Source organism: Bacillus sp. Root920 (assembly GCF_001429445.1).
Taxonomy (GTDB): domain Bacteria; phylum Bacillota; class Bacilli; order Bacillales; family Bacillaceae; genus Bacillus; species Bacillus safensis.
On record NZ_LMJV01000001.1, the window covers coordinates 326,275 to 340,388 of the forward strand.

12 protein-coding genes are annotated in these 14,114 nt (G+C 41.0%); 8 read left to right on the top strand and 4 right to left on the bottom strand.

All coding sequences use genetic code 11. The annotated features are described in order from the left end of the window. Positions 1-151: 151 nt before the first annotated feature. Entirely contained in the window at positions 152-1,051 is a 900-nt protein-coding gene (locus ASE42_RS01330; protein ID WP_056765311.1) for a LysR family transcriptional regulator, read from the top strand. A 14-nt stretch (positions 1,052-1,065) separates the two neighbouring features. Here the strand turns inward: ASE42_RS01330 and ASE42_RS01335 are convergent, their stop codons facing one another. Further along, positions 1,066-2,742, bottom strand: coding sequence for a hypothetical protein (locus ASE42_RS01335; protein WP_056765314.1), 1,677 nt, complete (start codon positions 2,740-2,742; stop codon positions 1,066-1,068). Positions 2,743-3,073: 331 nt separating this feature from the next. On the opposite strand from ASE42_RS01335, the gene ASE42_RS01340 reads away from it, so the two are divergent. From ASE42_RS01340 to ASE42_RS01365, 6 genes are all read left to right on the top strand, one after another. Next, the gene (locus ASE42_RS01340) at positions 3,074-3,517 is read left to right on the top strand and encodes a hypothetical protein (RefSeq protein WP_041105755.1); all 444 of its coding nucleotides are present in this window, start codon (positions 3,074-3,076) and stop codon (positions 3,515-3,517) included. A 3-nt stretch (positions 3,518-3,520) separates the two neighbouring features. Continuing rightward, a complete protein-coding gene (locus tag ASE42_RS01345; RefSeq protein WP_052462922.1) occupies positions 3,521-3,859 on the top strand; it encodes a DUF3969 family protein in 339 nt (112 codons plus the stop codon). 164 nt (positions 3,860-4,023) lie between these two features. After that, a complete protein-coding gene (locus tag ASE42_RS01350) occupies positions 4,024-4,881 on the top strand; it encodes a MurR/RpiR family transcriptional regulator (RefSeq protein ID WP_024423955.1) in 858 nt (285 codons plus the stop codon). 185 nt (positions 4,882-5,066) lie between these two features. Continuing rightward, entirely contained in the window at positions 5,067-6,611 is a 1,545-nt protein-coding gene (gntK, locus tag ASE42_RS01355; RefSeq protein WP_056765317.1) for a gluconokinase, read from the top strand. Between the two features lie 24 nt (positions 6,612-6,635). Beyond that, complete coding sequence (locus tag ASE42_RS01360) at positions 6,636-7,964, top strand: GntP family permease (protein WP_024427563.1); 1,329 nt, start codon at positions 6,636-6,638, stop codon at positions 7,962-7,964. Positions 7,965-8,074: 110 nt separating this feature from the next. Beyond that, complete coding sequence (locus ASE42_RS01365) at positions 8,075-9,163, top strand: hypothetical protein (protein ID WP_056765320.1); 1,089 nt, start codon at positions 8,075-8,077, stop codon at positions 9,161-9,163. Positions 9,164-9,194: 31 nt separating this feature from the next. On the opposite strand, the gene ASE42_RS01370 is transcribed toward ASE42_RS01365, so the two are convergent. After that, on the bottom strand, positions 9,195-10,532 hold the full coding sequence (locus tag ASE42_RS01370) for an amino acid permease (protein ID WP_056765323.1): 1,338 nt from the start codon (positions 10,530-10,532) through the stop codon (positions 9,195-9,197). Positions 10,533-10,846: 314 nt separating this feature from the next. On the opposite strand from ASE42_RS01370, the gene ASE42_RS01375 reads away from it, so the two are divergent. Further along, positions 10,847-12,361 carry a PAS domain-containing methyl-accepting chemotaxis protein gene (locus tag ASE42_RS01375; protein WP_056765326.1) on the top strand — a complete coding sequence of 505 codons (1,515 nt, stop codon included), beginning with the start codon at positions 10,847-10,849 and terminating at the stop codon, positions 12,359-12,361. A 40-nt stretch (positions 12,362-12,401) separates the two neighbouring features. On the opposite strand, the gene ASE42_RS01380 is transcribed toward ASE42_RS01375, so the two are convergent. Continuing rightward, entirely contained in the window at positions 12,402-13,385 is a 984-nt protein-coding gene (locus tag ASE42_RS01380; RefSeq protein WP_024427559.1) for a Gfo/Idh/MocA family protein, read from the bottom strand. A gap of 129 nt (positions 13,386-13,514) precedes the next feature. Then, positions 13,515-13,874 carry a MerR family transcriptional regulator gene (locus ASE42_RS01385; RefSeq protein ID WP_024423948.1) on the bottom strand — a complete coding sequence of 120 codons (360 nt, stop codon included), beginning with the start codon at positions 13,872-13,874 and terminating at the stop codon, positions 13,515-13,517. Between the last annotated feature and the right edge of the window lie 240 nt (positions 13,875-14,114).

The window sequence follows — 14,114 nt, forward strand, 5'->3', positions numbered from 1 at the left end:
TATCTCCTCTTAGTATAGAGTCTTTAAAAAAATTAGTAAATATTTTTATTAAATTGTTTTCGTTTAGGCGGTTCTTTACGTGCTGGAGAGGAATTAGTAAGATATATATAGGTAAGGTGTTGGATTAAGTTTTCTGATAGGAGAGGGACCGATGTATTACGATGCACTGAAGACATTTGTGACAGTGGTGGAGGAGAAGAACTTTACAAAAGCAGCCCAAAAGCTGCGAATTTCTCAGCCGAGTGTCAGTCTTCATATTAAGAACTTGGAGCAGGAATTCCAGACCGTTCTGCTGAATCGTTCACCAAAGCAATTAACCGTTACACCAACTGGGGATATGCTGTACCATCGATCAAAACAAATCATTCGTCTCTATGAACAGGCGAAGCAGGACATTTATGAGCATCATCATTTGGCAAGAGGAAAGCTGACCATCGGGGCGAGTTTCACAATTGGTGAGTATGTGCTCCCGCAAATATTGGCGGAATTTCATCAGCTCTATCCGCATGTTGATATTGAAGTGGTCATTGATAATACAGAGGCGATCGCCAGACATGTCCGTTTATTCCATGTCGACATCGGTTTGATCGAAGGACAGACCAATGACAAGGAGCTTTCTGTAGAAACTTTTCTAGAGGACGAGCTTTATATTGTGGCGCCATTAGATCATCCTTTTGCCAAGAAAAAAGATGTCACCATTGATCAATTACAAAACGAAACATGGATTACGAGAGAAGAGGGATCAGGGACAGGAGAATATTTACAGCATGTCCTGAAATCAAATGGACTGAAAGCGCGAACTTTTGTGACTTTTAGCAGCAATCAAGCGATTAAAGAAGCTGTGATCCATGGAATGGGTCTTTCTGTTTTATCTAAATATGTCCTCCAGCGAGGCAGCATTGGCGGTGAATTGGCTGTTATTTCTGTGAGAGGCATGGATTTCAAACGAAAGTTCTCCTATGTCGAGTCACCGATGACCGGGGGAAATAAAAATAAGGAATTGCTCGTTGAATTGTTAAGGAAAGAGAAAGAAGAAGCTTCTCCTCAGTAGGAGAAGCTTCTTTTTTATAACCCTTTAATTTTGATTTCATCGACTGGAAGGAAGATCTCACCTGTATCAGTGTATTTCATGGTGATCTGATCGCCCTCTTTTAAATAAATGACGAGAGGTTCCTTTTCAGATGACATGGTGTAGCTTTTTCCATCGTCTAGCAGGAAGGTGACGGTTGTATAATCACCGGTCTTTTCTTTGTAGACTCGTTTGACCTTCCCTGCTGCTTCTTTCTTTTCCTGCTTAGAGGAACTGTTAACAGTACCGCCGCCCTTTTGAAGAGCTGTCTTATAGGCTCTCAGTGCTTCGTTTGGTGTAGAAGCGTACGCAGCGATTTCTGGATTGGCTGCAGAAACGATAAAGTAGTTTTGCAGGAACCCATTTGAATCGAGAACAGGTGTGAGCCAGCTGGCTTCCCCATAGAAATTATAGAGAATCGGCATGCGGCCTTTCCATTTTTTCTCGATGAATCGTTTCTCAATAATTTGCAGAGCGCCCTGAGAATCCATGTAGGATTCTTCAAGATTTCCGGTATAATAAGTCGCTTTTCCTGTTCGGGCATTTGTCAGGGCATATCCGAGCATGGAATCAACGCCCTCTTTCGGACTTGTGAAATCTGTGAAGTAATACATATCTCCTTTTGAATCAAATACCGGGCTCACATTGGCTTCCGTTCCTTCATCGGAAGGCAGCTTTACATCTGACTTTCCAAACATACTATTCCAGAATCCGTGAATATAGTTTCCGAAATAGCTGTTTTGCAGACTGACCGCCTCTGGTGAAACAGCACCGTCGATAAAGGCAGGTACTTGATCTAGAGCATATTTCTTCGTCGCACCTGTTTTGGCATCAACAACGACGACACCGGAAGCTTTAAAGCCGTTTCGGGCAGAGATGAAATCGCCATACGTTTGAATGTAATAAGGCTTGCCGTCATCATTGATTTCCAGCTGTGTACCGCCGTAGAAAATCAAATCTGGGTACTGGAGACGGATATGCCGCTCAATTTCTTTGTTGAAATAGGAAGAAGGCGTATAGACCATCTCTGTTTTCACGAACTTTGGATTAGCAGAGGAGTCGGTCGCACTTAATGTAAAGTAACCCGGCGTGCTGCCTGCACGAATCCATTTAAAGAAGTCCGAGAACTCCACTGGAGCGATGTATACATACTCACCGTTGACCTTCTGAATTTGCAAGCTGCCAAGCTCATAGTAGCTTGTGTTTGGCACCTGTCCGAACGATTTCTTCATTTTGTTCCGAGCAAATTGAGGCGGCACACTCGCAGGTGTTTCTTTTTCATCAAATGCTTTGATTTCTACTTTTTGCTCCATTTTGGAGACATCGAATTTCTCATTCGCATTGAATAAAAAAGCTGTCGCCATGTAAACACCGAGCAGCAATAGAATAAGAAACAGCACGCCTTTGATTTTACGCTCCAATCCAACTGACAAAAAGGCGCCTGCTGCTGTCACAACAAGTCCAATCAGCCATAGAGATGAAGGGTTACGGTCTAAATTGGTAATGTAATAGAAAACAAAAATACCGATCATGAACAGCAAAGCAAGGCCTGCAATCCACATGAGCGGCACCTGCTGTTCTGTTCCTTTCTTTCTAACGATCAACCTGAGCGGTGTGAGCAAAAGGGTCAAGACAAGACCGATCACAACCGAAAATAACAAAATATATCCCACAAACAGATCTCCTTTCAAATCAATCACTCTTTTAGTATATACGAGTGAAGCGGGGAAAAGATTCAGAAGAATCATACCAATTCGATTTTATGAAAAAATGAGTTGAAAAGGGCCTTTTAATATTTCGGTAGGTTAAATGATATTGTCAATTGCGCTAGATTTTATTCATTACTTTATGAATTTATATTGTAATAAATAAGATTTTAAAAGATAGAGATATCTTTTAAACAGTATAAAGATTCATTTTAATTTTCTACAGAATGAAATAGTTATAACGTTCCTAGTATGTTATATTGTGTTTTATATAGTTAATATTAGGAGGTAATTTAAATTGAAAAGACGTATTCCTTTTCTCATTATTTTTACTTTAATTGTATCGTTATTTTCACCGTCTATAACATTCAATATTAATCGAGAGGCTTCTTCAAGAGACAAAAGTGTCCAAATTGGTTATAAAGAAGCCGATGCTGTATGGGGTCTTGTCATCCGGACTATTTTTGTAAACGGGGTGAAAGCAAGTAAACATTTGTATAAATCAATAAAATATGCCCCTAAATATCCTGCTGGTTTTAAAGCTGTTCAAAATGGAACTAAAAAAGTTACAGTAAATAATAAGAAGTTGTTATCTGAGTTAAAACAGATTGAAGGAGGGACTTGGAAAAAAGTATATAAAGATGGCTATAAAGACGGAAAAAAGGTTTCTGTACATTATTTTCAAAGTAAATCTGGGTTGGTGTATGATGTGAAAGTTAAAAAAGGTTGGAGTGTGAAATGATTTATGAATAAAATAGAACTAAGATATTCTTCACATGAAGATTTAGATAGGATTATTGTTATAAATATCATTGGTATAATCATATCGCTAAAAGAAGGTTTAATCACTATAGAAGAAGCGGAAAAGCTCATGTTCAGTCCACGAACAATCGATGTTTTAAAAAAGAAAGGGATAAATGAAGAACTGATAAATATACTTCATTTGGGAACAGAACTTGAAGATGTAGAAAGTTTAATACCACATGAATTAAGTGATAGTTTAGAAGAAATAAGGGTAAAATGCTTAAGATTCCTAGAAAGAAATACAGAAAATGAAGTTAAAAATAATGTGGTAGATTGTTGAGCTAAAAGTGTATATTATAAAATTTTGAGTAAATCTTTTTTGATTTATTGATCAAAACGATGAATTCATAAAAAGAGAAGTCTGTGCAAACAGGCTTCTTTTTTATAAGATGGGAACATGAGGAAATGTATACGCTCACATGAATAAGGAAGGAGTGAAGTCAATTGGCTTCTGTCAGTTTAAGTAGTATTGAAAAAATACGAGCAGCAAGCAGAGGATTGCCGCCAAAACTGAAAGGAATTGCAGAACATATTACGAGTGAACCTGGCGACATTATTCATTTGTCTATTGTTGAGCTTGCCAAAAAAACAGCGAGTTCAGAGGCAACGATTTTTCGTCTTTGTAAAAGGCTTGGATTTGAGGGCTTTCAAGATTTGAAGATTGCAATTGCCCAGGAAATAGATCAAACAAAGCCTGATTATGTAGATGAAGAAATGAGTCTTGATGATGATACGGCCGTTTTTATGCAAAAGGTTTTTCAGGCGAATATATCTGCATTAAAGGATAGCTTTCAATTACTGAATCCAGAAGATGTAGAAAAAGCCATTCAAATCATTCATGAAGCAAAGCGCTTAGAGTTTTATGGGAGTGGCGGGTCCGGACTCATTGCAACAGACGCTTTTCATAAATTTATGAGGACAGGCATCAACTGTATTGTTCACACCGATTCTCATTTTCAAGCGATGTCTGCCGGTCTTCTCGACCAGCACAGTACAGTAATTGGTATATCTCATTCTGGCCGTAATAAAGATTTACTCGATGCAATGAAAACAGCAAAGGAAAAAGGAGCGAAAACCATCGGTATTACAAGCTATCAGCGCTCTCCATTGAGCCAGCTTGCCGATGTCACATTGTATACTTCGACGCAGGAAACGGCTTTTCGAACAGAAGCGATGTCTGCAAGACTTGCTCAGCTCACTGTCATTGACGTACTATACTTTGCACTTGCTCACTTAAGACAGCAGGAAACTTTAACCAATTTAAAACAAATGAGAGAAACCATTTCACAAAAAAGGGTGTAATGGTTTCAAAAATAAATTTTTCTATTAGTGAAAAATGCCGTTGTGGTAACGATTTTGAGCTTTTAAGTGAAAATAATTTTCTTTTTAGTCGTTGAATGTCGAAAAAATTATTCCTATAATGGGATTTAACAGGTATATCAAAACAATAAAATATGATTTCAAATCAATGATTGGGCGTGATACAGATGAAGGGAAACCAGGCGGTAATTGGTTTGGATATTGGAACAACAAGTACAAAGGCGGTTCTGTTTGGACCACAGGGGAAAGTGATAGCAAAGCATTCGGTTCCTTATGATCTCATTCAGCCCCAGCCAGCATGGGTTGAACAGGACCCTGAACATATATTAGAAGCCGTCATTGCAAGTGTAAGAGGTGCGTTGACGAAAGCAGCATTTGATGCAAAACATCTCATAGGCGTCGGGATTAGTACAGCGATGCATTCCTTGATTGTGATGGATAAGCATGGCAAGGCGTTAACGAACAGTATCATTTGGGCAGATAACAGAAGTGCAGAACAAGCGAAGCGAATCACTTCAGACATGGACGGCTTCCAAGTGTATAAAAGAACCGGTACACCGATCCATCCAATGTCACCGCTTTCAAAAATACGGTGGATCAAGGAAATGGCACCTGATGTCTTCAAGAAGGCAGCGAAATTCATTTCCATCAAAGAATATATTCTTTATCATTTCTTCGGTCAGTATGTCGTCGATTATTCAATCGCTTCAGCAACGGGACTGTTCCGTTTGGAAACGCTTCAATGGGATGAGCAGGCGCTGCGTATTGCTGGAATTGAAGCTGATCAATTGTCTGAACTTGTTCCCACGACGTATCAGCTGAGAGGGCTTCAGCCAGAGATCGCCCTGCGAATGGGCATTGCGGAAGATACACCATTTGTTGTTGGTGCGAATGATGGGGTTCTAGCGAACTTAGGTGTGGGAGCGATTGGAAAAGGTGAGGTGGCTGTCACGATTGGGACAAGCGGTGCAGTCCGTACGGTCGTGGACAAACCAATAACAGATGAACAGTCAAGAACGTTCTGCTATGCGTTGACTGATAAGCATTGGGTGGTTGGAGGACCGACGAATAATGGCGGGATCATGCTGAGATGGCTGAAGGATGAATTCGGATCCTCGGAGGTAGAGGTAGCAAAGCGTCTTGGAGTGGACCCTTACGACCTGATGATTGATATTGCGAAAAAAGTTCCAGCCGGCTCAGAGGGACTGCTGTTTCTGCCATTTTTAACAGGTGAGCGTGCACCATATTGGAATCCAAATGCGAGAGGCACTTTCTTTGGGATCGGTCTTCAGCATAAGCGGGAGCATTTTATAAGAGCTGTGTTAGAAGGCGTCATTATGAGTGTGTTCTCAATCGGTGTTGCCTTAAGGGATTTAACCGGTTCAGCAAAGGATGTCAGGGCGTCGGGTGGATTTGCGCGATCTCCGTTGTGGCGGCAAATTTTAGCGGATACGATGGGCAGGGAAGTACTTGTCCCAGAAAGCTACGAAGCATCAGCACTTGGGGCGGCTGTGCTCGCACTTCATAGTTTAGGTTATATGGAAGAGATAGAAGAGGTTCAAGATTGGATTCGAATCTCTGCCCGTCATGAACCAAATATGGAGAACAATGAAACATACATAGAACTGTTTTACTTATATGAGCGTCTCTATGACAAACTCAAGGATGAATTTGATGTCATTAGTGCGCTTCAATTAAAACAAAATCATTAAACATCAGGGAAAAGGTGGGAGAGCATGCTTTTATTCATCGTGATTGCCGCAATTGTCCTTTTACTCATCCTCATAACAGTTGCTAAGTTGAATCCGTTTGTGAGTTTAATTATTACCTCTATGTTAGTCGGCTTTGCCACAGGGATGGACCTGCAGGAAATCATTCAATCCATCAAAACGGGGTTAGGCAATACGTTATCATTGCTGGCCATCGTTCTAGCGCTTGGAACCATGCTTGGGAAAATGATGGCTGAATCAGGTGGAGCTGAGCGGATTGCTCACACATTAATCGGCCGGTTTGGGACGAAAAATGTGCATTGGGCGATGATGTTTGTTGCTTTTATTGTGGGAATACCTGTCTTTTTCCAGGTTGGTTTTGTTCTTCTTATTCCTTTATTGTTTACGATTGCGATTGAAACGGGCATCTCGCTCGTGACAATTGGGATTTCGCTCATTGCTGGCTTGTCTGTCGTTCACGGTCTTGTGCCGCCTCATCCAGCTGCTATGGCAGCTGTCGGCATCTATCATGCCAACGTGGGGAAAACCATTTTCTTTTCCATTATTGTCGGTTTGCCGACAGCTATTATTGCTGGGCCGCTGTATGGAAAGTGGATTGGAAAGCGGATTCATAAACCAGTTCCAGAGCTGCTGAGAAAGCAATTTACTGAACGCAATGAAGATCGAAAACTTCCCGGCTTTGCAAATACGATGTTTACGATTTTGGTGCCAGTGATTCTAATGCTTCTTGCCACACTGGCGGATATTATTTTACCAGAGGACAATATTTGGTATCAGGTATTTAAGTACATTGGAGATCCAATTACAGCACTGCTGATTGCAACGGTGTATTCTTTCTTCAGTCTTGGCTTTGTGCAAGGGATGAGCCGTGACCGGGTGCTTTCCTTTAGTAATGAGTGCTTAGGACCGATTGCTTCTATTCTGCTTGTCATTGGAGCAGGCGGGGCTTTCAATAATGTGCTCATCGATTCGGGTGTTGGTGATTATATTGCAGATTTAGCAAAACACTCGCCGATCTCGCCAATTTTGCTTAGCTGGCTGATTGCTGCGGTTATTCGTGTGGCAACAGGATCTGCTACGGTCTCCATGATGACCGCAGCTGGTATTGTCGCACCGATTGCTGCATCTATGCCGGATGTGAGCAGAGAGCTTCTAGTGTTAGCTACAGGGGCGGGTTCATTGATTTTGTCTCACGTCAATGACTCAGGTTTTTGGCTGATCAAAGAGTATTTTGGGATGACCATTAAAGAAACGTTTTTGACATGGACGGCTATGGAGACGATCATTTCCGTTTGTGCCATTGCATTTATTATGATCATTAATATGTTTATTTAGTGAAACGCAACAGCCTGATTCTTCGGAATTGGGCTGTTTTTGCTTTTGGCAATACCACCTTTGTCAGATTGGGGTAAAATAAAGATATTGAGAAGCGGGAGGCGGACACGATCGAACCATTAAAACATGTTTATCATGAATTATTTATTGAAGAATTAGCGGAGAAACTTGCACAAGCGTCGACTGGGTTTGATGCTGGAGAATTCCAGCGGCTTGTGTTTCAAAAGGATTGGCAGCAGCTTGAGTTAAAAGGCAGAATGAGAAGAGTTACTGAATCGATGCATGCTTGTCTGCCTAAGGATTATGAGCAGGCAATTGAGGTGCTGCGTCAGACAGCCCCGCATTTTTCAGGACTTAGTGCGCTTGTATTTCCAGACTACGTCGAAACATATGGCCTAGCACATTGGGATATCTCGATCAAGGCGCTCGAATTCTTTACGCCTTTTTCCACTTCTGAATTTGCCGTTCGGCCTTTTCTGATTCAGGATCAAGACAAAATGCTGGCGCAAATGCTTGTATGGTCACAGAATCAAAATGAGCATATTCGGCGGCTGGCTAGTGAAGGATGCAGACCACGTTTGCCATGGGGATTAACTGTTCCTGCACTTAAAAAGGATCCTTCGGTTACGCTGCCTATTTTAGAAAATTTGAAGTCGGACCCAGCGCGCTATGTGCAAAAAAGTGTAGCGAATCACTTAAATGACATTTCAGCGATTCGGCCTGATCTGATGAAGAAGACGGCTAAAAGCTGGTATGGAACGAATGAACATACGAACTGGATCATCAAACATGCATCTCGTACCTTACTAAAAAAAGGCGATCCAGATATCATGGCTTTGTTTGGCTATGGGGATGATCCATCTGTTCAAGTAACAGTTTTGAAGGTAGTGCAAGACCCTATTCGTATTGGAGAGAAAATGACCTTTCAATTTACACTTCAGGCTGCTAAGCAACTAAAGCTGCGTGTAGAGTATGCCATAGACTATGTCAAAGCTCGGGGTACCCGCAATCAAAAGGTATTTAAAATCACAGAGTTTGAAACAAGTTCAGCGTTACATAGAGAATTTATCAGGTCACAGTCCTTTCAAAATATGACGACGAGAAAGCACTATGAGGGAACCCATACTTTAACGATTATCATCAACGGCATTCCAAAAGCGTCGATTGATTTTGAGGTAACAGAAGATAGCAGCTCATAAAAAAAACCGCCAATTCGGCGGGTTTTGGCGTTTAAGCCTTCTTTTTCATTAAGAATGAAGCGATGATGGCAGCGACTAAGAAGCCGATACTGATAATGGAGCTAGGCAGGTTTTCTTGTCTGAATAGGAACAAAACAAAGCTCAAACTGAGTACAAGACCTGCAAATAAAGTTAGATACGGAAACAGCCACACCTTGAAATACGGCTCCTGTGGATATTTTGGACGCAGCTTCAGATGTGCCAGACAAATGCTGATCCAAATGAGTGAAACAGCAAAACCAGGAATAGCCAGCATGTAGCTGAAAATTTGGTCTGGATATAAGTAAGCAAAAAATGTTCCGATGAGAAGAAATAGAACGGTAACCCATAAACTTAAAATGGGTACGCCTCTTTTGTTGACCCGTGCCAGTTTTTTCGGACCGCCTTCTGATTTAGAAAGAGAATGAATCATTCTCGTCGTTCCATAAATACCGGAATTCGCCGCAGATAGAACGGCTGTAATCAAGACGAAATTAATGAAGTGAGAGGCGCCTTGCATACCAGCAGCAGAAAAGACTTGGACAAAAGGACTGTTATTTGGGTCAATTTGATTCCAAGGAATAAGGCCGCAGATGATCAAAATCGGCAATGTGTAAAATAAGATAATCCGCCACATCATACTTTTGACTACTCCAGGCAGAACCTTCTCCGCATCCTTTGTTTCAGTGATGGTCAGCCCGATCAATTCAGAGCCTCCATAAGAGAAAATAACCACTAAAAGTGATGCAAAGATCGCACCCCATCCGTTCGGGACGAAGTTTTGATAGTTGGTAAGCGCTGGTGTGCTTTGTTCGTTTGGAATGATCCCAAATAATAATGCTGCACCGAGAATAATAAAGACAATAATAACGAAAATCTTCATTCCAGCGAACCAAAACTCAATTTCACCAAAGTATTTTACATTATTTAAGTTAATTCCGATGACTAAGAGTGAGCAAAGTAAACATAGTGACCATAACGGCACGTTCGGCAGCCAGTATTGAAGCAGACTTCCAGCTGCAATAATCTCAATGACACATACAGTGAGCCACATAAAACAGTAAACCCAGCCGACGACAAATGAAAAACGTTGACCAAGCGCAATTTGTATAAGGTCACGAAGATTATTTCCCGGATAGACAATGGCCATTTCGGCTAATGCTGCCATTACAATGAGGAGCAGCAATCCGGCAAATACATAGGAAAAAATGACCCCAGGGCCTGCTAAACCAATTGTATCGGCACTTCCTTTAAAGATTCCTGTACCAATGACCCCGCCCATCGCAATCATGCGAATGTGACGCGGTGATAAAAGCTTTTTTAATTCTTGTTGCTCCTGATTCGCGCTCATGACGTTCTCCTTTTTTAAAAATGCTTATGTTCCATTTTCTTTTTTCAAGACGTCAGTGTCAATATAAAAAAAGAGATTTTTCAGACAAAAATAGAGGTTGATTCTATCAAAACATATATTTATATCCATAATTAACTTATTTTATCCATACCCTAAAAGTGAAACTTCAAATAAATGAACATTTGCCTTATTTATGACATAAACAATTTTCAGTTTTTGTCGATATATCATTTGTATTACTAAAGTCCTAATAAAGAATTGTTTATAACTGTAAAATATTTCAAGAACGTTAGAGTTGGAAGGAGTTATGAAAGATGTTTAAGAGAAAAGCAAATGATTCATCGGCTGAAGTCCTTCTGAGTGAAAGCAGCCAATTAATAGAACGAATTGAAAAGGGAGACTTTTCAGCAAGATTAGATACTGCTGCATTTTCTTCTAGCCAAACGATAGAAGCAGTGGCACAAATGAATGAAGCTTTGCAAAAGATGCAGGAGGCCAATGAAAATATTCAAATGCGGATGGATTTAGTGACAAAAGCCATTCAAGTTGGCTTATGGGATATGGTCGTCATCGCTGGAGACCCGGTCAATCCAAAGAATGAATTCACATGGACGGATGAATTCCGCAAAATGCTCGGCTTTCAAAATGAGCATGATTTTCCGAATCTATTAGACAGCTGGGCGTCTCGAATTCATCCGGATGAACAAGAATATACTCTAAATGCATTCTCTTCGCATTTATTGGATCATTCAGGGCGTACGCCGTATGATATCGAATATCGCTTAAAGTTAAAAAACGGGGATTATCGTTGGTTCAAAGCAACTGGAACGACCGTTCGTGACCGAAATGGTGTCCCTCTTCGTGTGGCGGGAGCTCTTTTTGATATACATGATCAGAAATTGAAAGAAGAAGAGCTGCAAGCATTTGTCACAAGATATGACTTAATCAACCGTGCGCTTGTCGAAGCTCCTTGGGACATGGTGGTAGAGGCAGGCGATCCAGTCAATCCAAATAACGAATTCTGGTGGTCTCCGCAGTTCAGAAAAACGCTTGGTTTTACAGACGAAAAAGATTTCCCGAATGTTCTGAGCAGCTGGAGCGACCGTCTGCATCCTGAGGATCAAGAAATGGCTCTGCAAGCTTTTGCAGATCATTTAAATGATCACTCTGGCCGCACACCATTCGACATTGATTACAGATTACAAAGTAAAAATGGTGAGTTTCGCTGGTATCATGCAGGTGGTGAAACCATTCGTGATGAAAAAGGTGTGCCTCTTCGAGTGGCAGGAACCATTCGTGATATCACGTTAGAAAAAAACAAAGAGAAAACAGCGAATGAAATGGCGTCACAAGTAGAACAGCTTTCAAGTTCTATTAGCGAGATGGTATCGGGCATTAGCTCTGTGACCAATCAAGCACAGGAGCTTGCTGTTGCTCAAGAGCAGTCAACGTCTGCCGCAAATTTAGCAAAAAATAGTGCAGATGAGACGAAAAATATTTCTGACTTAATCAAAGAAGTGGCGAACCAAACGAACCTGCTTGGTCTAAATGCTGCGATTGAAGCAGCTAGAGCTGGTGAACAGGGCCGCGGATTCTCTGTCGTTGCAGATGAAGTACGAAAGCTCGCGCTGCATAGTGCCAATGCAACGGAAAATATCGAATCTAGTTTAACAGATATGAAAACACAAATTGATGAAATTCTTGAAAATATCTCGAATATGACAGCTCTTACGCAAACTCAGGCTGCTTTAACAGAGCAGGTGAACGCTGCAGTCGATGAAGTGAATCACATGTCTCAGCGTCTTGTGGCGTATTCAAAGAGTATTTAATCGTCAAAAACCGCCCTCTCATAGAAGGCGGTTTTTTTCATTAAATTTGATCAGCTGGGAAAACAATACCTGCATCTTTTCTTGCGGCATCAAGAACTTTCATCACGGAGAGACTTTCATCAAGCCATGCATAGCACTGTTCATGATTTTTTGTTTCAATGATCTGCTGGAAAGCTTCTGCTTCATAAAACAGCCGATTTGGGTTCGTTTGTGCATTGAGTGAGATGACCCTGTCATCAACATGCAGCAGCACTTCCTCGCAGCCATTCGCCCCATTTTTCACATGAATGAAGCCTTTTTCTCCTTGAATCAATGCAAAGTTCATGCTGCTTGTATCCTTACTGCCGACACTTGTCGCAATAAAATCATTGTAAGTGAACGTCAAAACACCAGATGTGTCTATACCGTTTGGATGGCGGTTTGCCTGATATCGGACTTGCTCTGGTGATCCAAAGAGGTTCATGATGAAATGGACATTATAGATATTAATATCCATCAGCGCTCCCCCAGAGAACGCAGGGTTAAAGACATTTGGCGTTTCGCCGGCTAGCAGCTGATTATATTTGCTTGAATATTGACTATAGTTGCATTGAACCAGTTTGATTTTACCTAATTGATGAAGGTGCTTTTTGATCAAATGATAGTTTGGCATATGAACGGTCGTAATGGCTTCAAATAGGAGAAGCTGCTTTTCCTTTGCGAGAGCGATTAAGGCTTCCAGCTCTTTCACATTAGAGGTGAAAGGCTTTTCGCATATCACATGTTTTCCGTGTTTCAATGCAGCGGTTGCATGCTCGCTATGTAAACGATTCGGTGATGCGATGTAAACGGCTTCTACGTGAGGATCTTCTAGCATAGCAGTTAGATCCGTATAAGTTGTCTGCACCCCAAATTTGTCTGCGAGCTTCTTTGCTGTTGCTTCCTTTCTTGAATAGACAGCGTGACAAGAAGCACCGTCGAGCTGTTCAATCGCTTGCAGGAAGCCTTCCACAATGATACCTGTTCCGATGGTTGCGATGTTCAATCTCAAAACCCCTTCCACTCGTTTAAGCTGACTCTAGTATAACCGATGTTTTCATTGAACGTGTACTAAGATACCTGAGCAAAGGTGTGCCAGTGATCAACACCGGCACACCTTTGGCAGCCCTTACAATCAGCTGATATTTGCTAATGTTTGCTTTGTTAACAATTGAATAGCTGCCTTCCTTTTTTTTAACTCTTGAATAGAGTGCTGGATATCTTCGACTTTTTGCTCGAGCAGCTGTTCAGCTTCTGTTTTTGACTTTTTTTCGAAAAGTGATTTGATAATTTCACGAATTTCTTTAAGTGAGAAATCTAGCTTTCTCGCTTCGGTGATAAATGACAGCATGAGTACATATTTTTTATCATATAGACGATAGCCGTTATGCGCTCTTTTGGGCTCTGGGAGCACCCCTTCATTTTCGTAAAAACGAATGGTTTCAATATGTACTCCAGACATTTTTGACAATTTACCTCTCGTAAACGTAATCATTCCCTGCACCTCCTTTCTTTGCTATTCATCATACAATTAGATTTGCTCGTTTCAAAACATTCTATAGTGGTGGACAATTGTTCTGTTTTACTTGTTTCAAATGGGTGATCAGCACGATGAATAGAATGCGTTATAATAGAGTAGACTCATGTGATATTTGTTACAGATAAGAACAAGTAGACAGCGTGAAGAAAAAACGATAGGCTAAAATAGGTAAATAGTAATGAAATAACCTGTCAT